General features: G+C 73.8%; 17 protein-coding genes. 9 read left to right on the top strand and 8 right to left on the bottom strand.

Annotation, left to right across the window (positions count from 1 at the left end; genetic code table 11):
• The first annotated feature begins 198 nt into the window (after positions 1-198).
• The gene (locus GKS42_RS01845; RefSeq protein WP_154792293.1) at positions 199-1,173 is read left to right on the top strand and encodes a DUF4862 family protein; all 975 of its coding nucleotides are present in this window, start codon (positions 199-201) and stop codon (positions 1,171-1,173) included.
• Positions 1,174-1,221: 48 nt separating this feature from the next.
• Here the strand turns inward: GKS42_RS01845 and GKS42_RS01840 are convergent, their stop codons facing one another.
• Entirely contained in the window at positions 1,222-2,736 is a 1,515-nt protein-coding gene (locus GKS42_RS01840; RefSeq protein ID WP_232847878.1) for an amidohydrolase, read from the bottom strand.
• Positions 2,737-2,776: 40 nt separating this feature from the next.
• Here GKS42_RS01840 and GKS42_RS01835 point away from each other — a divergent pair, with 40 nt between their 5' ends.
• Complete coding sequence (locus tag GKS42_RS01835) at positions 2,777-3,247, top strand: SRPBCC family protein (protein WP_154792291.1); 471 nt, start codon at positions 2,777-2,779, stop codon at positions 3,245-3,247.
• A 35-nt stretch (positions 3,248-3,282) separates the two neighbouring features.
• Here the strand turns inward: GKS42_RS01835 and GKS42_RS01830 are convergent, their stop codons facing one another.
• The gene (locus GKS42_RS01830; RefSeq protein WP_435529654.1) at positions 3,283-4,137 is read right to left on the bottom strand and encodes a GTP pyrophosphokinase; all 855 of its coding nucleotides are present in this window, start codon (positions 4,135-4,137) and stop codon (positions 3,283-3,285) included.
• Positions 4,138-4,338: 201 nt separating this feature from the next.
• The gene (locus tag GKS42_RS01825) at positions 4,339-5,115 is read right to left on the bottom strand and encodes a helix-turn-helix domain-containing protein (protein ID WP_154792290.1); all 777 of its coding nucleotides are present in this window, start codon (positions 5,113-5,115) and stop codon (positions 4,339-4,341) included.
• A 96-nt stretch (positions 5,116-5,211) separates the two neighbouring features.
• On the opposite strand from GKS42_RS01825, the gene GKS42_RS01820 reads away from it, so the two are divergent.
• The 5 genes from GKS42_RS01820 to GKS42_RS01800 are packed head-to-tail and all read left to right on the top strand — an operon-like array spanning position 5,212 to position 10,801.
• Positions 5,212-6,207, top strand: coding sequence for an ABC transporter substrate-binding protein (locus tag GKS42_RS01820; RefSeq protein ID WP_210769286.1), 996 nt, complete (start codon positions 5,212-5,214; stop codon positions 6,205-6,207).
• Between the two features lies 1 nt (position 6,208).
• Complete coding sequence (locus tag GKS42_RS01815) at positions 6,209-7,945, top strand: siderophore-interacting protein (RefSeq protein ID WP_154792288.1); 1,737 nt, start codon at positions 6,209-6,211, stop codon at positions 7,943-7,945.
• Entirely contained in the window at positions 7,942-8,970 is a 1,029-nt protein-coding gene (locus GKS42_RS01810) for a FecCD family ABC transporter permease (RefSeq protein WP_232847877.1), read from the top strand. The genes GKS42_RS01815 and GKS42_RS01810 overlap by 4 nt, the downstream gene beginning before the upstream one ends.
• Positions 8,967-9,980 (top strand): FecCD family ABC transporter permease, encoded by a 1,014-nt coding sequence (locus tag GKS42_RS01805; RefSeq protein WP_210769285.1) that lies wholly within the window; start codon positions 8,967-8,969, stop codon positions 9,978-9,980. The genes GKS42_RS01810 and GKS42_RS01805 overlap by 4 nt, the downstream gene beginning before the upstream one ends.
• Positions 9,977-10,801 (top strand): ABC transporter ATP-binding protein, encoded by an 825-nt coding sequence (locus tag GKS42_RS01800; protein WP_174791023.1) that lies wholly within the window; start codon positions 9,977-9,979, stop codon positions 10,799-10,801. The genes GKS42_RS01805 and GKS42_RS01800 overlap by 4 nt, the downstream gene beginning before the upstream one ends.
• 32 nt (positions 10,802-10,833) lie before the next feature.
• Here the strand turns inward: GKS42_RS01800 and GKS42_RS01795 are convergent, their stop codons facing one another.
• The 3 genes from GKS42_RS01795 to GKS42_RS01785 are packed head-to-tail and all read right to left on the bottom strand — an operon-like array spanning position 10,834 to position 16,209.
• Entirely contained in the window at positions 10,834-13,683 is a 2,850-nt protein-coding gene (locus tag GKS42_RS01795) for a CHAT domain-containing tetratricopeptide repeat protein (protein WP_154792287.1), read from the bottom strand.
• Positions 13,670-14,779 carry a hypothetical protein gene (locus tag GKS42_RS01790; protein ID WP_154792286.1) on the bottom strand — a complete coding sequence of 370 codons (1,110 nt, stop codon included), beginning with the start codon at positions 14,777-14,779 and terminating at the stop codon, positions 13,670-13,672. Before GKS42_RS01790 ends, GKS42_RS01795 begins: the two co-directional genes overlap by 14 nt.
• A complete protein-coding gene (locus tag GKS42_RS01785) occupies positions 14,776-16,209 on the bottom strand; it encodes a hypothetical protein (protein WP_154792285.1) in 1,434 nt (477 codons plus the stop codon). The genes GKS42_RS01790 and GKS42_RS01785 overlap by 4 nt, the downstream gene beginning before the upstream one ends.
• A gap of 482 nt (positions 16,210-16,691) precedes the next feature.
• On the opposite strand from GKS42_RS01785, the gene GKS42_RS01780 reads away from it, so the two are divergent.
• Positions 16,692-17,225, top strand: a complete 534-nt coding sequence (locus GKS42_RS01780) for a hypothetical protein (protein WP_174791021.1) — start codon at positions 16,692-16,694, stop codon at positions 17,223-17,225.
• A gap of 40 nt (positions 17,226-17,265) precedes the next feature.
• Positions 17,266-17,781, top strand: a complete 516-nt coding sequence (locus tag GKS42_RS01775) for a DUF2087 domain-containing protein (protein WP_154792284.1) — start codon at positions 17,266-17,268, stop codon at positions 17,779-17,781.
• Between the two features lie 31 nt (positions 17,782-17,812).
• On the opposite strand, the gene GKS42_RS25950 is transcribed toward GKS42_RS01775, so the two are convergent.
• Positions 17,813-18,160: a nuclear transport factor 2 family protein gene (locus GKS42_RS25950; RefSeq protein WP_168217713.1), complete on the bottom strand. Its 348-nt coding sequence runs from the start codon at positions 18,158-18,160 to the stop codon at positions 17,813-17,815.
• Positions 18,157-18,858, bottom strand: a complete 702-nt coding sequence (locus GKS42_RS25945; RefSeq protein ID WP_168217712.1) for a hypothetical protein — start codon at positions 18,856-18,858, stop codon at positions 18,157-18,159. Before GKS42_RS25945 ends, GKS42_RS25950 begins: the two co-directional genes overlap by 4 nt.
• Between the last annotated feature and the right edge of the window lie 31 nt (positions 18,859-18,889).

Genomic DNA, 18,889 nt, shown 5'->3' with positions numbered 1-18,889 from the left:
CCGATCCTGCGGTCCGGGCTGCGATGGCTCACATCGCGGACGGCGGATCCCGGGACCACGACGGGCGAATGTGCCACGGCACGCGCCCAGGAAGGACCCTCGGATGCGGCCACGACGGTAGCGTGTCGCCGTGCAACGACACCACGCGCCGATCGCGTCCGCCCTTGACCACCACCTCCCGAATCGCGGGGCCGGACGATGACCGGGACCGGGCTCGTACTCGGCGCGTACGCGCTGTTCGCCGGCCGCGAACCGGACGAACTACCCGACGCCTACCGTGCCCTCGAGGGCCTCTCTGACGTGGATGCACTCGAGATTCCCCTCGAGAACGCGGTCGGCGCGACGCCAGGCTGGGAGGCGGGCGCCGACGGACTGCCGACGCTCGTGCCCGAGGGCTGGGATCTCGTGATCACCTGCATCCCCACGGTTGTGGGGCGACTGTCGGCCGATGCGAACTACGGACTCGCGTCGACGGACGCCGACGGACGCGCGGCAGCGGTCGAGGACGTGCGCCGCGCCCTCACGCTCGTGCAGCGCGTCGCGGACCTGGCCGGTCGGCAACGGATCCGCGCCATCGAGATCAACAGCGCCCCGACACCGGCCGCATCGGTCGGCGAGTTCGAGCGGTCCCTGACCGAGCTGCTCGAGTCGGACCCGACCGGCACAACTCTCGCCGTCGAGCACTGCGACGCACCCCGACCGGGCCGGACCCCGGAGAAGGGGTTCCTCGAGCTCCACGCCGAGCTCACCGTGATCGAGGCCATCGCGGACCCCCGGCTCGGCGTCACCGTGAACTGGGGCCGGAGCGCCATCGAGGGCCGCTCCGCGCAGACCCCTGAGGAGCACGTTCGGATGGCAGCGGCGCGCGGCCGACTTGCCGGCCTCATCTTCTCCGGAGCCACCCCCGCGCCCGGGGCCTCCGGGGTGGCATGGCAGGACGGGCACATCGCACCCCGCGGCGCCGGAGGCGACGACGCCTGGCCGGAGAGCCTCCTCGGACCCGAGGAGATGCGTCGCACGTTCGCTGCTGCCGCGCCGTCGGCTCCGGCCTACCGGGGCCTGAAGGTCACCGCGGGTCCGCCGAGCCGGACCGTGACGGAACGCCTCCAGATCGCAGGCGACGCCATCGCGATGCTGCTCGACGCCGAGCGGCGCGCTGCGGCCGGCTCGTAGGACGCCCGGCGGGTCGACGTGACCGGGCGGAGCGCCCGCCCGGTCGCCTCAGATCCCGTCGCGGTGAGTGAACCTGCCGCCGAGCAGGGTGGCCAGCATCGGCATCTCCCGCAGCCCTCGGACGGGGTCCGTGTCGAACGGGTCCGCGCCGACCAGCACGAGGTCGGCGACGTCGCCGACGCGGACGCTCGTCCGCCCGTCGGCGGCACAGGCGAGCGCCAGGGCAGCGCCGATGCGCTGCTCGGGGTGCCACGGCTCGCGCTCGTCCTTGGTGCGCGCCACCGCGGCGGAGATGGCCAGCCAGGGATCCAGCGGGGAGACCGGCGCGTCCGACCCGAACCGGATCCGCGCGCCCGCGGCGGCCAGGGACGCGAGCGGGAACGCATCCATGGTCCGGCCCGACCAGTACACGTCGGCGACGTCGCGGTCATCGAGGAGATGCTCGGGCTGCACGCTCGCGGTGACCCCGAGTTCGGCGAACCTGGGCACATCGGCCGCATCGATCAACTGGGCGTGCTCGATGCGCCCGCCGACCCCGGCCGCGGCGAACACGTCGAGGGCGATCGTGTTCGCCCGGTCCCCGATCGCGTGGATGGTCGTGGCCAGGCCCGCTCCGTTGGCCCGGGTGACCAGGTCGAGCATCTGCTCCCCGCTCCACTCCTGCACGCCGTGCCCGCCGTCGGGATAGGCGTGCCGGCAGTGCGCGGTGCGCGTGTTCAGTGCCCCGTCGGAGATGATCTTGAGCGGCCCGACGGTGAGCAGGCCACCGGTGCCGTCCACCACGGCACCGGTCGGCAACCCCGCGGCCACGGTCTGCTCGAGCCGGTCCGGGTAGCAGCCGGCCCGGACCCGCAACTGGTCCACCCCGGCGCCGATCCGGCCCTGCCAGGCGGCGACGTTGTCCGCCAGCTCCAGGTCCACGATCCCGGTCACACCCCGCGCCGCGGCAGCCCGCGCGGCTCGCGCCACGAGTTGCTCGCGCAGCGCTTCGGGCGCCTCCTCGTAGTCACGGGACGCCTCGAACCAGTACCCCTCGCGGACCATGCCGTCGGCCCCGACGGTCACGCCGAGCAGCCGCGCGCCGGCGCCGTTCACCCAGGCGCCGTGCACGTCGCCACTGACCAGAACCACCGGCACCTCGCCGGCCACGGCATCGAGCGCGGCCAGCGTCGGCCGATCGGGCCAGAGTCCGTCCCGGAACCCGAAGCCGTTCAGCGGTCCATGGTCGTGCCGGCCCGGGCCGGCAGCGCGCCCCGCGAGGTGGTCGGCGACCAGCCGCAGGACGTGCGCGGCCGACGCCGCGGCGCTGACGTCGAGGCGCTCCCGCAGCAGCGCCCACTGCTGCATGTGCACGTGCGCGTCCCACAAGCCGGGCACCAGAAACGCACCGTCGGCGTCGACCGACTCGACCCCGGCATCGGTGCCGGCGACGCCCGGCCGGCCGCCGCCGTCGGACATCGACGCGACCCGACCACCACTGATCAGGACGTCGAACGGCTCGCCCCCGCCGGGCCGGCGGACGCGACGCAGCAGCACGCGGTCCGGGTCACTCGGTGTGGACACTGCGGCAGCGTATCCGGCTGGGCGTGGGATCATCGCTGCCATGCCGGTCGTCGAGTCAAGCGTCGTGGTGGACCTCGATCCCGCGACGGCGTTCGCGGTCTCCCAGACCACCGGGCAGGTGCGGCTGCGCTGGGACCCGTTCATCCGCAGGCAGCACTTCCTCGACGGCGCCACGGTGCCCGCGAAGGGGGTACGCACGATGACGCGGCACCGTAGCGGGCTGCGCATGGTCAGCGAGTACGTCTCCTACAACCCGCCGCGCAACGTCGGGATGAAGATGGTCACCGGACCGTGGTTCTTCGCTCGCCTCGGCGGTGGGTGGCGGTTCGAAACGGCCGACGGCGGGGGTACCCGGGCGATCTGGCGGTACAACTTCGCGTGCCGGCCGGCCTGGCTCGCTCCGCTCGCGGAGCGGGTCGGAGCCTGGGTGCTGCAGCGCGACATCGACAAGCGGATCGCCGGTTTCGCGGCCGGCTGCGCCGACCCGGTGGTGGTCGCCGCCGCGGGGTGAGGCACGCGGAACGCGGGGCGCCGGTGGCTGGGGAGCTACCGACCGATCACGCCGTCGGCGCCGGCCGCATCGGCACCGGCGGGTTCGGCACCGGCCGCATCGGCACCGGCGGGTTCGGCACCGGCGTCCGCGAGCCGGGCACGCGAGCGCTCCCAGAGCCGGACCAGGAGTTGCTCGTCCACGCCGTCGAAAGTCGTCGAGGAGTCGTCCCGGGCGGCCCGCCCGCCACGGACCTCCTCATGCAGCTGTTCCATCCGGAGGTCCAGCTGGGCCGCGACGCCCGCCGCGTCGGAGAGGCTCGCCGCCAGATGCTCGGGGACCTCACCCTCGTACTTGTAGTAGATCTTGTGCTCCAGGCTCGCCCAGAAATCCATCGCGATCGTGCGGACCTGCACCTCGACGGTGATCGGCACCGGACCGGTGGACAGGAACACCGGGATCTCGACGATCGCGTGCAGGCTCTTGTATCCGTTGGGCTTGGGGTTGGCGATGTAGTCCTTGATGGTGAGGACCCGGACGTCGGCCTGCGAGGTCAGGGTGTCGAGGATCCGGTACGTGTCCGGGATGAAGGAGCAGGTGACCCGAACCCCGGCGATGTCGGTGATACCGGCCCGGATGGCCTGCGGGGTCAACTCGAGATCGCGGCGCAGCGCCTTGTCCAGGATGCTCGCGGGCGACTTCAGCCGCGAGCTGACGTGTTCGATGGGGTTGTACTGGTGCAGCTGGATGAACTCGCGGCGCAGGATCGAGACCTTCGTGAGCACCTCGTCCACCGCGAACTGGTGCTCCATCTGCATCCGGGTGAACTGCTCGCGCATCCCCCTCGCGAAGGCGATCATGGCCGCATCCGGAGGACCGGCGCCGAACGACGACGGGTTCGGGTCGGGCACGGGGGCTCCCTGGGTGTCGACGAGGCGAGGAGCCCGTGGTGGGCTCCACACCTATGAGAACACGACGACCTTGTTCAACCCGTTTCCACGCACGACTCCCGGCTCTGCCCTGTGCCCGCAAGCCGGATGACCTGGGGTCGGGCCCCGCCCAGGACCCCGGTGTCCCGGTCGAACGCCCGGTTGCTGGCGGCGGGTGTCCGATCAGGCTCCGGCCCGGACCAGTCGCCTCGCCGCGTTCGAGCGCCCGGGCCGCGGCGGCACCAGCGACTCGAGTGCCACACCTTCGCGCGCCAGCGCCCGGCGCAGCGTGCGCCGCGACCCGAAGCCTGACTCCGGCACGGCGCCCCGCATCCCCTCACCCCGCCGCAGCGCCGAGACGGCGAGGTTGAGTCGCGCCCGGGTGCGCCACGTGGCGAACGGGAGCCCGGTCTGATCCAGGAAGATCCGCTGCACCTGCCGCGTGCTGAGGAACTGCTCCGCTGCGAGCTCGGCGAGTGTGGAATCGCTCCGCGCCGCAGTGAGCGCGATCGCCCGCGCGGCCGCGTGCCGTGGCAGCGCGAGGTCGAACCGATCGGTGCCGATCTCCGTCAGCACCCGTTCCATCACCTCACGGAACAACGGCCGGTCGAAGCCCGGCGTGGCCCATCGGGCCAGCAGGATCGTCATCAGCTCGTGCAGCTCCGGTGACTGCACCCGCCGTTCCCTGCCCGCCGGCGGACCGACCGCGGGCGAGAGCAACGGCCCCAGCACCACCCCGGGCCCGTCGAGCCGGAGCTCATGCTCCACGTCCGCTGCGAGCCACAGACCCGTGCCGGGCACCAGCGCGTGCTCACGGTCCGCGAGCCGCACCGATCCCGCGCCCGAGATCAGGTAGATCAGGTGCGGTTCCTGATGCTGGTGGGGCGGGTGGGAACGGAACTGGACCACGGTGTCGTGCTCGTCCTCGGCGGGAAGCAGCCTCGGATCCGCAAGCGTCATCTCAGGGCCTCACAATGTCGCTTCCTGGCATTTAGGCAAGGCTAACGTAACCGATGTCATCCACCCGCATTCCCACCCCGAGGACCGCCCGTGCGCGTGCGCCGCCCCCTTCTCGCCCTGCCCGCCGCTGCCCTGGCCGTCGCCCTGCTCGCCGGCTGTGGCGGAACCGCCGACGGCGATGCCGACACCACCCCGACGGGCGGTGACGAGGCAGCCGCCGACCGAGTGGTCGAGACCATCCAGGGTGAGGTGACGGTCCCGGGGGACCCGGAGCGCATCGTGGTCCTCAACTCCGCGCTCACCGGCTTCTTCTACGCCCTCGAGGTGCCGGTCGTCGGGTCGGTGCCGCTGAACACCGAGTCGACCGAGTTCCCGCCGTTCTGGGCCGACGAGGCCGCCGCCGACGGCACCGAGATCGTGCCCTGGAGCAACGACGGCTTCGACCTCGAGGCGATCCTCCTGATGGCTCCCGACCTCATCGTCGCCGGTGGCCAGGGGTTCCCGGGGATGCAGGCGATCGAGGCGTATGAGCAGCTCACCGAGATCGCCCCCACCGTGATCGTGGACCAGGCACTGCCCGACTGGCACACCCAGCTCGCCTACATCGCCGGGGACGTGCTCGACCGGCCCGAGGATGCCCAGGCGCTCGAGGACACCTACGCCGCCCGCGCGGCGCAGGTGCGCGACGCGATCACGGTGCCGCCGACTCCGGTGGCCTACCTGCTGATGCTCCCGGACCTGCGCCCGTTCTCGATCCCGGAGGAGTCCGCGCTCCCGCAGGCGATGGCCGAGCTCGGCTTCGAGCCGCAGCCACTCCTGGCCGAGAACCCGCACTTCGAGCCGCTCGGCAGCGGCGACAGCTTCGAGATGTCCACCGAGCAGGTCGCCCAGGCGGTCACCGCCCCCACCGTGTTCGTGCTCGGCTTCCAGTCGGAGGTCATCAGCGCCGCCGAGCTCGGCGAGGACCCGACGTACGGCGACCTGCCCGCCTTCCAGGCCGGCCGCGCCTACGACCTGCCCTACTGGGCGCACCGAGCCGACTACCAGACCGCGCTCGAGCTGCTCGACCACATCGAGGCGGAGTTCGGCTGACATGGCCCACACCACACTGCTCACCCACCCGCTGGTGCTGCGCGAGGTGACGGTGAGCGCCGTCACCGATGTGACCCCGCGCCTGCGTCGCGTCACCGTGACCGGTGACCAGCTGGGGGAGTTCACGGTCGGCGAGGACCGGATGCCCGCCTTCATCAACGAGGCCTTCGACGACCACGTCAAGCTCGTCTTCGCCTCCGACGGCGATCTCCGGGCGGCCCTGCCGGTACAGCGAGCCCGGAGCATCGACTGGCCCCCGGCACCCCACCGGCAGGGGCGCGACTACACGCCGTCCCGGTGGGACGCCGCCGCCCTCGAGCTCGATCTCGACTTCGTCATGCACGGCGAGGGGCCTGCGGCCTCGTGGGCGGCGGCGGCCAGCCCGGGTGACCGGTTGCACTTCGTGGGCCCGAAGAGCTCGCTCGTGCTGCCCGAGCAGCTGGACTGGGTCATCCTCGCCGGGGACGAGACCGCGATCCCCGCGATCCTGCGCTTCCTCAACGACCGTCCGACCGACGCGCCGGTGCACGTCCACCTCGAGATCCGTCACCCGAGCGCCCGGCTTCCGGTCCCGGTCCGCGACGCGGACACGCTCACCTGGGTGACCACCCCCGAGCGGGCGCCGTCGCGTCTGCCCCAGTCGGTCATCGATGCCGACCTGCCCGCGGGCACCGGCTTCGTGTGGGCCGCCGGCGAGAGCCGCTCGCTCATCGAGCTGCGCCGCTGGCTCCGTCACGTCAAGAAGGTCCCGACCTCGCACCAGAACGTCACCGGCTACTGGGCCGCCGAGGACACCGCGGCGCGCAAGGCGCTCGCGCTGCTCGACCCGCTGCCGTGGCTGAGCGTCCGCGCCGCCGTGCGCCTCGGGCTCCTCGAGGCGTTGGCCGCGCGGGCGCGCGGGTGCACCGACCTCGCGCGCAGCCTCGGCGTCGCCGAGCCCGCACTGGTCGCGCTGGTCGGGTACCTCGCCACGATCGACGTGGTGGTGCTCGACGGCGGTGCGCCGGCTCGCGTAGCTCTCGGCGCGTTGGGAGAGCGTCTCCTCGACGACGAGCACATCCTCGAGGAGCTCGAGTCCGACTCGGTCGAGGGCAGCGTGATCGACGCGCTGCTCGATCTCGCGCCCGCGATGCAGGCAGGTCGGCCGGCCTGGGCGCTCCGGCAGGGCCGCACCCTCGCGAGCGCGGCCGGGCAGGACGACGCCTGGTTCGCCGAGCTCGTCGCCGAGTCCGCCACCTTCGCCTTCGTGGCCGAGTCCCTCGGGCAGCTGCCGGCCTGGCAGGAGGCGCGCACGGTGACCGCTCAGGGTCCGGGCGCAGCGATCGTCGCGGGGCTGCCCGGCCCGGCCGTCCGGCTCGGCGGCACCGCGAGCGAACGCGCGATCCTGGCCGAGCAGCTCCCAGCCCGCGCTGCCGCACCCGAGTCGGACGCGCAGGGGGCGCCCGACCTCGTGCTCAGCGCCCTCGAGATCGAGACCCGCACGGATGACGAGGTGACCATCCTGCTGGGCGAGCTCGCCGAGCAGGCGAGCTCCGCCGTCGTCGTCGACGCCTTCACCGCGACCGGTCCGGGCGGGAGCCGTGGCGCCGCGCGCGACCTGACCCACCTCGCGCTCACCGGGGCCGGGCGACGCACCGAGCCCGAGATCGCCCGGCTCGCCGCCACCGCGGGCTGGCAGGTGACCTCGACGACGGCGCTCGGCTGGGACTTCGTGGCGTTCACCCTGCGCCGCCGGTGAGCACCGCCAGCACCACCCGGGTCACGACCGCCTCCCGTGCACGAGGCCGCCGGTGGTTGCTGCTGCTCGCGGTCCTCGCCCTGGCGGTCATGCTCGCGGTGAGCATGCTGGTGGGTTCGGGCATGATCTCGGTGGCCGAGAGCGTGCACCAGTTGCTGCACCCCTCCGACCGCGCCGACATCGTGTGGACGCTCCGGGTGCCGCGCGCGCTGCTCGGGGTGCTGTGCGGTGCCGCGTTCGCCGTCGCGGGCGCGCTCATCCAGGCGCTGACCCGCAACCCGCTCGCCGACCCGGGCATCCTCGGGGTCAACGCCGGCGCCGGGTTCGCGGTGGTGCTCGCCGTCGCGATCCTCGGCCTCAGCCGCGTGCAGCAGTTCCTGCCGTACTCGTTCCTCGGCGCGGTGCTCGCGACCGTGCTCGTGTACCTGCTCTCCACCCGTGGCACCGCCGGCGCCAGCCCGGTGCGGTTCATCCTCGTCGGCGTCGCGCTCGCGGCGGTGCTCGGCGGGATGTCGCAGACGCTGGCGCTGCTCAACCCGACCATCTACGACCGGATGCGGTTCTGGGGCGCCGGCAGCATCACCGACCGGCCGCCGGAGACCGTGGGCGCCGTCGTCTGGTTCATCGTGGCGGGGCTGGTGCTGGCCATGCTGTGTGCCGGCCCGCTCAACACGATGGCGCTCGGCGACGACATGGCGCGCTCCCTAGGGGTGCCGGTGGCGGCGCTGCAGGTGGCGTGCGTCGTCGCGATCACGCTGCTGTGCGGCGCGGCCACGGCCGCGGCCGGCCCGATCGGCTTCGTCGGCCTGATGGTGCCGCACATCGTGCGGTGGATCACCGGGCCGGACCAGCGCTGGGTGATCCCCGGCTCGATGTTGGTGGGTGCGGTGCTGCTGCTCACCGCCGATGTGATCGGCCGCGTGGTGCTGTGGCCCACCGAGCTGCAGGTCGGCGTGGTGACGGCCTTCATCGGCGCTCCGGTGCTCGTCCTGCTGGTCCGACGGCGGGGGGCGAGCGGGCTGTGACCGACCTCGCCCTGCGCCTTGGCCCGGCGTCCGTGCTGGTCCGGACCCGGGTGCTCGTGGTCTGCGGCATCCTGCTGCTCGCGTGCCTGGTGGTCACCGGTGTCGCGGTGTCGCTCGGCAGCTATGTGGTGCCCGTCGGGGAGCTGGTCCAGGTCCTCCTCGGCGGCGGGCCCGAACAGGCCGCCACCGTGGTGCTGACCTGGCGCGCCCCGCGTGCCGTGCTCGCGCTGGCATTCGGTGCAGCCCTCGCGCTCAGCGGCGCGGTGTTCCAGTCGCTCACCCGGAACCCGCTCGGCAGCCCGGACATCATCGGGTTCTCCACCGGGGCGCTCACCGGCGTCTTCGCCGTCATCCTCCTCGGGGGTACCGGTTATGCCACGACGGCGGTGGGTGCGTTCGTCGGCGGGCTCGCCACCACGCTCGTGATCTACCTGCTCGCGTGGCGCCGCGGCGTGCAGGGGTTCCGGCTGATCATCGTGGGCATCGCCGTGTCGGCGCTGCTGACGAGCGTGAACAGCGCGATCACGGTCAAGGCCTCGCTCGACATCGCGCTCCGGGCCGCGGTGTGGGGCGCGGGCTCGCTCAACGGCGTGCGGTGGCCGCAGGCCACGCCCGGGCTGATCGGCGTCGCGCTCTTCGTGGGGCTGTTGGTGCTGACCGGCTCCCGGCTCAAGCAGCTCGAGCTCGGTGACGACACCGCCGCGATGCTCGGCCACCGTGTGGAGCTCGACAAACTCGTGCTCATCGTCTGCGCGGTGGGCCTGATCGCGGTGGTGACGGCACTGAGCGGACCGATCAGCTTCGTGGCGCTCGCGGCGCCGCAGATCGCGAAGCGGCTGGTGGGCACGTCCTCGCTGCTGACGTCGGCGCTGGTGGGTGCGCTGCTGCTCGGTGCGGCCGACGTCCTGGCCCAGTTCGCGATCCCCGGACGTCCGGTGCCCGTCGGCGCGGTGACCGTGACGCTCGGCGGGCTCTATCTGGTGTGGTTGCTCGCGAGGGAGACACGATGACGCACGAGCCGATGCCGGTGGCGATCTCGGATGCGGCGGCGGCGGGGGCCAGGTTGCAGGGCCGCGGACTGGTCGTCGGGTACGACGACCGCGAGGTGCTGCACGAGCTGGACGTGCAGATCCCCGACGGCGCGTTCACGGTGATCATCGGGCCGAACGCGTGCGGCAAGTCCACCCTGCTCAAGACGCTCGCCCGGCTGCTTCCGCCGTCGGCCGGCCAGGTGGTCCTCGACGGCCACAGCATCCACCAGCAACGCAGCAAGGACGTGGCGCGTGTGCTCGGGCTGCTCCCGCAGAGCCCGCTCGCCCCGGACGGCATCACGGTGGCGGAGCTGGTCGCGCGCGGCAGGTCGCCCCACCAGAACCTCATCTCGAGGTGGTCGCACGAGGACGAGGCCGCGGTGAACGCCGCGCTCGCCGCGACCGGGGTCGGGGACCTGCGCGACCGCGAGGTCGACGCCCTCTCCGGCGGGCAGCGCCAGCGCGTGTGGATCGCGCTCGTGCTCGCCCAGCAGACGCCGCTGCTACTCCTCGACGAGCCCACCACGTTCCTCGACATCGCCCACCAGGTCGAGGTGCTCGACCTGGTCGCGGGGCTGCGCGACGACGGCCAGACCGTGGTCGCGGTGCTGCACGACATCAACCACGCGATCCGCTACGCCGACCATCTCATCGCGATGCGCGACGGCTACATCGTCGCCGAGGGCGCCCCCGAGCAGATCGTCACCGCACCGATGATCGAGGAGGTCTTCGGGCTCCGCGCTCGGGTGGTCCCCGACCCGGACCTCGGGGTCCCGATCGTTCTCCCCGCCCTGCCGTAGCCCCGGTCGGCGTCGATGGACCGGCGCCGACGTCAGGCGACCGTGAACGTCACCAACCCGGCCCACAGCAGCGGGGAGTCCGCGACGGCACGGGTCGAACGCCACGCGGCGAGTCGCTCGCGCTGCCAGTCGCTGAAGGCGGCGACGGCGTCCGGTGCGTCATGCGCGGCGTCGACGGCGAGCACGGCGTCGGTGATCGGGTTGCCGGCACCGTCCGCCAGGGAGGACAGCGCGTGCTCGGTGAGCAACGGCCAGCGGGTCCCGGTGACCAGCGTGGCGCCGGCGCGCACCACGGCGCCGACCAGGCCGTAGGGATCGCGGAACCGAGCGTCCGCGCCGGACTCGCAACCGATCAGAGCGACCCGGGGCGGCATCGGCCAGCGCTGCGGGTCGGCGAGCAGGTCCCGCGCCGAGAGTGGACGGTGCTCACGCATCGGCTCGGCGAGGCCCGGCAGGTCGGCGGTGCAGGACAGGTGCAGCTGGCTGTCGTCGGCCTGGCCGCGCTCGGTCGCGGCGGCGCTGACGTGCCCGACGTAGACGAACCGCCTCGGGCCGGCCTGCAGCGCGGCGGCGAGCCAGTCCCGGTCGGCGTCGGTGCGGCGGAACAGACTGGTCAGGTCGGGGCCCGGGACGTCGACACGGCCGGCCCGGGCATAGCCGTCGAGCCGCTCGAGGAGCCCGGCGTACCGGGCGTCGCCGGGCGTGACCCGGCCGAGCACGGAGCCGAGCGCGGACGCGGCGGGCCAGCCGGGGATCCGCGGGTCGAGGGCCATGACGGTGTCCGCCGTCGAGGCGGTCGCGGCAAACCCCGGAGCACCGGCGACGGCACCCTCGGCGGCACCATCCGCACCGCCCGCGACGGGTACGGCACCACCCGCACCGTCAGGAACCGGCCCGGCACCACCGGCACCGGACCGCCGCAGCCGCCCGAGCAGTCCACCTCGCGCCGGTCGGGCGTCGGCCGCGGACGCACCGGCCGCCGTCGCCCCGGCGCCACCCCGGCCCCGGAACCGGCCGCCGCCGGACCACACGGAGCGCGTCCCGCCGTCGGCGGCGTCGGTCCCGGCGCCCGGCACGTGGCCCGGCGCGACCACGGTGACGTCGGCGATCTCCACGAGCCGAACGTCCGTGGTGTCCACCGCGAGCAGCTCCCACGGGACGGAAGCGGTGCGCGGCGACGGCTGCACCCGGACGTGCGGGCGGACCCCGGCCGCGTGATACGCGGCGACCTGGTCGACGAGCGGGGTGGCCAGGAACGCCTCGGCGAGCCCGACCGCGACCTCCCACTCCGTGTCGTAGTCCACGAGCGGCCCGGACGTGAGCAGGTCCGTGTAGGTGGCGACCTTGTCCACACCGGCCGCGACGGAGGGCAGTCCCTGCGCGAGCCGGCCGAGCGCCCGCTCCATCTCCTCGTGCGCCACCCGGCCGACGCCCCCGGGCGCACCGTCGATGCGCCAGTTGCAGAACGTGCCGTGCCCGGTGTCCACGAAGGTCAGCACGACCGTCGGCCGGTCGCCCGGCTCGGCCCAGCGCTGGACGAGCGCGGGTGAGCGCAGCTCCTGCCCGTACCTCGTGCGCGCCGTGGCGTACTCCTCGCCGAGGACCTCCCCCTGACCCGGGGCGAGCAGCAACCTCGGCACCGGCTCCACGGCCACCGCCGCGCCGCTCGGGAGCATGAGTTCGACGGCCTCGTCGGCGCTCGCACCGGCACCCTCGACCGGCCGGGCCGCGGCCGCGGCCGGGAGCACCACGGTGGGGGTGCCGCTGGCGGCCTGCCACTCGATCAGCGCGAAGGTGGCCATCCCGTTCGAGGACTGCAGCGCGGCCCGGAACGCGGCGTCCCGGGCCGGGTCGGCCACCTGCGTGACGAACCGCTCCCGCTGATAGCCGGACGGGAACTGGGTGCGCATCGCGTCCAGGGCCAACGCGGCCGGGATGGCGTAGTCGACCGCGCCGCCGAGCAGCAGGTCGTTCTGATGGTCCTGGGACAGCGTGTACGGGTCGGTGTCCGCATCGACACCGCTCCAGTCCAGGTTCAGCGCCGCCCGGTCGTGTTCCTCGGGCACCCAGGCGAGCAGGAACTCGGCCTGCATGTAGTCGATCTCGGCGATCGCCCGGAGCTCCCCGCGGCTGCGGAACGCCTCCCGGACCTCCTCCATGTGGGCCGCGAATCGTGGGCCGTCACCACGCTGGGCGGCGAGCCGGGCCAGCACCAGGCCCACCTGGGCGCTCTCCAGGTGCGCGCCGAACCGGGTCAGCACGTCCTGGGCACGGCCGAGGTAGTCGGCCGCGGCGGGGAGGTCGTCCTCCAACGAGGCGATCGTGCCGAGCAGTCGCAGCGCCTGCCCCTCCGGCAGCATCGAGCCCTGCCCGGTGGCCGCCACCAGGGCGTGGTTGGCGTGCAGCTTCGCGTCGTCGAACCGGGACTCCCGGGCCGCCTGGGCGGCGAGGTTGTTGCGGGTGGTCGCGAGCATCTCCACGTCCTCCGGACGCGGCGCGGTCATCGACTCGAACACGGCCACGGCCCGCTGGGACAGCTCGGCGGCCTCGAGGTCGCGACCACTCTGCGCGCACACCGAGGACAGGTTCGTCAGCGCACTGCCCTGCCACTGCTTCATCGACTCGTCCGGCTCCGCCGCGATCTGCCGCAGCATCTCGCGCAGCCGTTCCTCGGCGGCCGCCCACTCCTGCCGGTACATGTGCAACGTGGCCCGGGCCTCGAGCAGCGCCAGCTCAAGGTGGGTGCGTTCGGAGCCGGCGGGCAGCGCCCGGATCGGCCGTTCCACCGACCTCAGGGTCCGCTCGGCCTCCTTCCACCGGCCGGCCATCTGGAACTCGATGCCGGTGTGGATCTGGCGGCGGATGGTGTCAGAAATCCTCATCGACGATCCTCGCCGCACCCTGCGCGAGGATCGCGGGCGAGGCCAACAGTTCCCGCGCCGCGCTGCGCACCCGGTCCCGGTCGGCGGCGTCCGGCCCGGACCTGGGCACGGCGTAGCCGGGCAGGGTCACCGCGACCGTCAGCGTGGTCCCGGTCTGCGCGGGCACCGGCGCCTGGGCGCGCCACCCGCTCTCGTCCGGAAGCAGGTCGAGGACGACGGCGGAGCCCGCCTCGTCCGTGATGGTCGCCGTGAGCGTGAGGCCGGCCGGCCGCCCGGGCAGGCCCGCGACCTCGACGATCAGTTCGCGGCCGGTCGCGGTGCGGCGCAGGCTCCACGCGACGGCGGTCTCGGCGGCGTCGACGAGACCGGCGGGCAGACCGGCCCAGGTGGCGCCGTGGCGGCCGCGGGCGAGCTCGATCCCGGGCGCGGGGCTCGCACCGGCGGCGAGCGCGAACGCCTCCGCGCGCGGCGTGGCCTCGGCGGTCAGCTCCAGCTCGAGGGCGTCGGCCCAGTCCAGGGCCGCGGCCCGTGCCTGGGCCACGGTCACCGACTCCGGCGACTGCGGTTCGAGGCTGCCGTTGAGCGCGTCCAGGGTCGCCAGGGCGCGCGCGACGCCCGTCGCGGCAGCGGCGCCGAGCGCGTCGTCGACGAGGCCGTCGGCCTCGTGCTCCAACCCGACCCGCTCCAGGAGCAGCAGGTCCGCGTCGAGAGGAGGGACGCCGTCGAGCACCGACGCGGGCCACCAGGCCTGCGCCCAGCAGACGTGGCCGAGGCGGTGCGCGACACCGGTCAGCGGGCCGGCCTCGGCGGCCGCGACCACGGGCACGCCCGGCTCGGTCGGAATCGGGTCCGCGGCGAGCGCGGCCACGGCGAGCGCCACCTCGGTCCCGTAGACCTGCCAGAGCCATTGCTGGGCGGCGTCGGGGTCGTCGAGGACGGCGTGGGGCGGAGACGTGCGCGCGCTGCCGACCGGCCAGGTGAGCGAACCGCCGACGGCGTCCACCACGCCCGCCCGCCACGGCGGGGGCTGGGCGGTGCCGGCGGGGTCGATGATGATCGCGCCGAGGGGGTCGACGGCGATGCTGACGTCGGTCACCGGGGCGCCGCCTTGGCGTCGGGCGTGGGTGCGGCGGCGTCGCCGAGGCGGGACAGTGCGCCCCGGACCCGGTCACGGTGGTCGCGGATCACGGACAGCGCGACGCCCTCGAGCACGTCAAGGGCCTCCTCGTGGTCGGACAGCGGCCGGGACCGGGCGTCGCGACCGTGCAGCCTCGACCAGAGCCGGCGCACGTACCTCGGGGCGGGTGCGGCCACCTCGCGGGCGACGTCGCCGAGCACCCCACCGGCATCGCGGTCGCCGTCGATCGGGAGCCGGCGTGCCTGCCACACGTAGGCCTCGCGCTGCCAGCGGCGGTTGATGCGTCGCTCCAGTTCGGAACCGGAGCCGCTACCGGGGCCGCCGACGCTCTCGATGGGGCGTAGCCGGTGAGCCAGCTCCACGCCGACCAGGAGCCCAGCGCGCAGCGTGGGGTCGGTGTACCCGCACGGAGAGGCGGCGCGGTCCACCTCGTCGGTCACGACGTCGGCGATGTCGCCGAGCTCGTCCCGACCCGAGGCCGAGCGGACCAGCGTGAACACCCGCTCGTAGATGCTGCGGTCCAGCGGGAGCGCCAGGTCGGCGGTGGAGGCGTGCTCGCCGAGCTCGGGGGCGGGCGGCAGCTCGTGCATCGAGGTGCCGTCGTCGCGGGCGGCGCCGCCGGCGAACCACCAGTGCCGGCCGAGGCCGGCGCCCGCGTCGGAGTCGACGAGGTCCTGCCAGCGCGCGGCGGCCGCGGCACTCTCGTCCAGGACGGGGGCGGCGGCGGCCCGGTGCGTGGGCCCGACCGGACCGTCGTCGGCAGGGTCGATGCCGGAGGGGTCCGTGCCCGAGCGGTCGGTGCCGGAGGGGTCCGTGCCCGAGCGGTCGATGCCGGAGGGGTCGGCGCGCGCCGACCAGTTCCGGCTCAGCCGGTCGGAGTGCTCCGCGCGCGTGGCCGGGTCGGCGAGGTGCTCACGGAGGCGGGCGACGCTCGGGCCCGCGTGGTGCACCTCGGCGAACACCTCGCCGGCGAGCCGGGCGCCGTCGGGCTCGGTCGGTTCACCGTGGACGGTGGCGAGTTCGAACGCGCGCTGGAAGTAGAGGTCCTGCGGGTGGCCCTCGGTGATCCGGGCCGCGCGGCGGGCACGCTTGAGCACCGTGAACCAGGCGGCTGTGTGCGCGAGGACGGCTCCGGCGTCGCTGAGGATGTCCGTCACCTGCTCCGCCGCGGCGGGCGTGAGGGCGGTGGTCGCGAGCTCGGGTCGCTGGCCGGGGCGGATCACCAGCGGGTCGAGGATCAGCTTGACGGTCCGGGACAGCGGCCCGCCGGTGGAGTTGCTCAGCGGGACCAGTCCGGGCGCGTGATCGGTGGCGGTGGCACGCCACGCGCGGTCCAGCACGAGCGCGCGCGGCAACGTCGATGCGACGCGCTCCCCCTCGGTGCTCACGCGCCCGAGTCTAGGAGACACCGGCCACAGGTGCGGACGCGGGCGCCGAGGGGGCCGCTCTCGGCCTCGGTCCGGTGGGCGGCTGCTGCGCCGCGGGCGCCTGGGCCGGGTGTGCGCGGGCGGATCGTCGATCGATGCGGGGCATGCGCCCACGGTGTGCCCCCTGGCTGGTTGCGGTGCGGTGGCGATGGGATCGCGCTGACCATCGGATCCTGGGCGGGCGCCGGCGGCTACCGATCCCAGTTCAACGGCTTCGGCCGATGCAAGGGCTTCGGCCGGTGCAACGGCTTCGACCGGGCCGGCGCCCTGCGCGACAGGTGAACGCTCGGCGGCCTGCGTGAACCGCGCCGGAACGCCCGATGAGCAGTCGCCGAACCTGGGACCGGTTGCCGCCACGGCCTCCTAGCGTCGGTCATGTCACAAGGAGTCAGCAGCATCGGCCAGGGCGCAGCGAGCCGCCCCGAGAAGCAAGGAGCACCACGATGGGACTGTTCAAGCGCAAGACCATGGCCGAGCGTCAGGCCGAGGGCATGCAGATGGCGAACGACATCGCCGAGGGCCGCGGCCTCACCGGCAAGCTCACCCAGGCGTTCATGGGCCGCGAGTTCACCGAGGCGATGCAGCAGGCCACCGGGGCGATGAACCAGGGCCAGACGGCTGCGCAGCTGCGCGCCGCCGGCCACCCGACCACCACGGCCCGGGTGCTCGGCCTGCAGGACACCGGCCAGCTGATCAACTACGACCCGGTGATCCTGCTCGTCCTGGAGGTGAACGGGCAGCAGCTGCAGCTGCAGTCGCTGGTGTCCAAGCTGGAGATCCCGCGGACCGGGGACAACGTGCTGCTCGTCAGCGACCCGCAGCAGCCGGGGTCCTTCCTGTATGCCGGGCTCGCGCCGCAGGGGGGCGCGGGATCGCCACAGCAGGGCCAGGCCCAGCCGGGTGCGCAGCCCGGCCCGACGAACCCGTGCGGCCAGCCCTCGCAGGCGCCGCAGCCCTGGGATCGCCCACAGCGGTGACGACGCGGACCTGCCTTGCCGGGATGGCTAGCATGACCGAGTGACGGAGCACCCCGACCAGGCGGACTGGCGGCCCATCCTGGCCGCGCTGGCGAACCCGCACGCGCGCCGCCTCTTCGCCGTGATCGTGCTGGACGAGTCCCCGGACTCCGCTGGCCTGAGTCCGTCGAAGCAGCGGCAGGCGAGCGCCATGCTGGCACGTGCGGGGCTGGTCCGGGAGGCGCAGGGACGGCTCGTCGAGCAGCCGGGAGTGTTCGGCCGAGTCCTGGCGGCGGCCGCCGAGCCTCGGGCCACCGGTCCCGAGCGGTTCCTGAACGAGCGCGGCGAGATCGACCGCTACCCCTACGACGCCACCGAGCGACGCGCGCTGCTCCGGCTGGTCGCGGACCGGGCGCTCGCCGTCGACGAGGTGGTGTCCGAAGCCCAGCTCAACGAGCGGCTCGCCAGGTTCGACCCGGACACCGCCGGGCTGCGGCGGGCCATGGTCGACGAGGAGATCCTGGAGCGCACCCGCTCCGGGTCGGAGTACGCCCGAGCTGCGGACCCGGCCGGGTGACCCGAGCGCGAGCTCTACCGGCGATCCGGGCTCACGCGTCCGCCGAGCCCTCGCGGTAGATCTTCGCCCTGGCGATCCTGCCCTCGACGAGGTCGAACACCGCGACCAGGGCAGCCTGCTTCGCCTCGCCGTCGTGGGTCCACGACTCGGTCAGCTCCGCCACGACCACACTGCCGCCGTCGACGACTCGGACGAGATCGAGTCGTGGCGTGATCGACGCCATCGCCGACCGGAAGAACTCCCGGAGCTCACCGCCCGGCACCGTGTAGTCGCCGGTGACCCAGCTGGCGTCGGACGTGAAGTCGCTGAGCAGCGTCCCGGCGTCCCCGGCGTTGAAGGAGTCGACGTGACGGCGGACGAGGGCTTGCGCGGAACTCACGCCTCGAGGATGCCAGTCGCGCCGCGACCGGGGCCACTGCGATGGGCCAGCGCATCGGCAGCCCGTAGGTCGGCGATCTCCGCCGGGGTGCTGCTGCGGGCGATGAACGCGATCTCGTTGAGGTGCTGGCGCTGCTCGGCAGGGATCCGCTCGGCGAAACCGGCGGGGTCGGCCAGGAGGGCGGCATAGAGCGCCGCCCCGTCCATGCAGAAGACGTCGACCAGGACCGTCCGACCGTCGAGCGCCCGCATGATGTTGCCGGGATTCGTGTCGAGGCCATCCCACCAGGGGACGGTCCGCCGGGCCGTGGCATCCAGGTCCTCGGCCACCTGCCGAACCGCATCGAGGCCGGCATCCGTGCGCGCGTCCCAGGACGCCCGCAGCTGCGCCGCCACACCGTCGGGTGCGGGGAGGAGGAACTCCATGATCGTCAGCTGCCCACCGCCGTCGAGCGCGACATCGCTCTCCACCCGGGGCAGGTGGGCCGAGTCCGGCAGCCGTCGGCACAGGTCCACGAACACCGGGTAGGCCGGGTCGAACGGCGAGACCCGCGCGGCCAGGAGCCCGTCCGGGGAACGCAGCGTCACGGCCCAGTCCCCCACGCCGCACACGTTCCACCCGGTGCGGACCAGGTGCGCGTGTGCCTGCCGGTGGTCCTGGCCGGCCAGCAGGGTCGCGAGTTCCGCGGTCGAGGTCATCGGCGCACCGTAACCGGGCCCGCGGCTTCGA

This window comes from Occultella kanbiaonis (assembly GCF_009708215.1).
In the GTDB taxonomy this organism is placed as follows: domain Bacteria; phylum Actinomycetota; class Actinomycetes; order Actinomycetales; family Beutenbergiaceae; genus Occultella; species Occultella kanbiaonis.
Note: the sequence above shows the minus strand (reverse complement) of the source record. Positions and strands in the feature narration are given on the sequence as shown.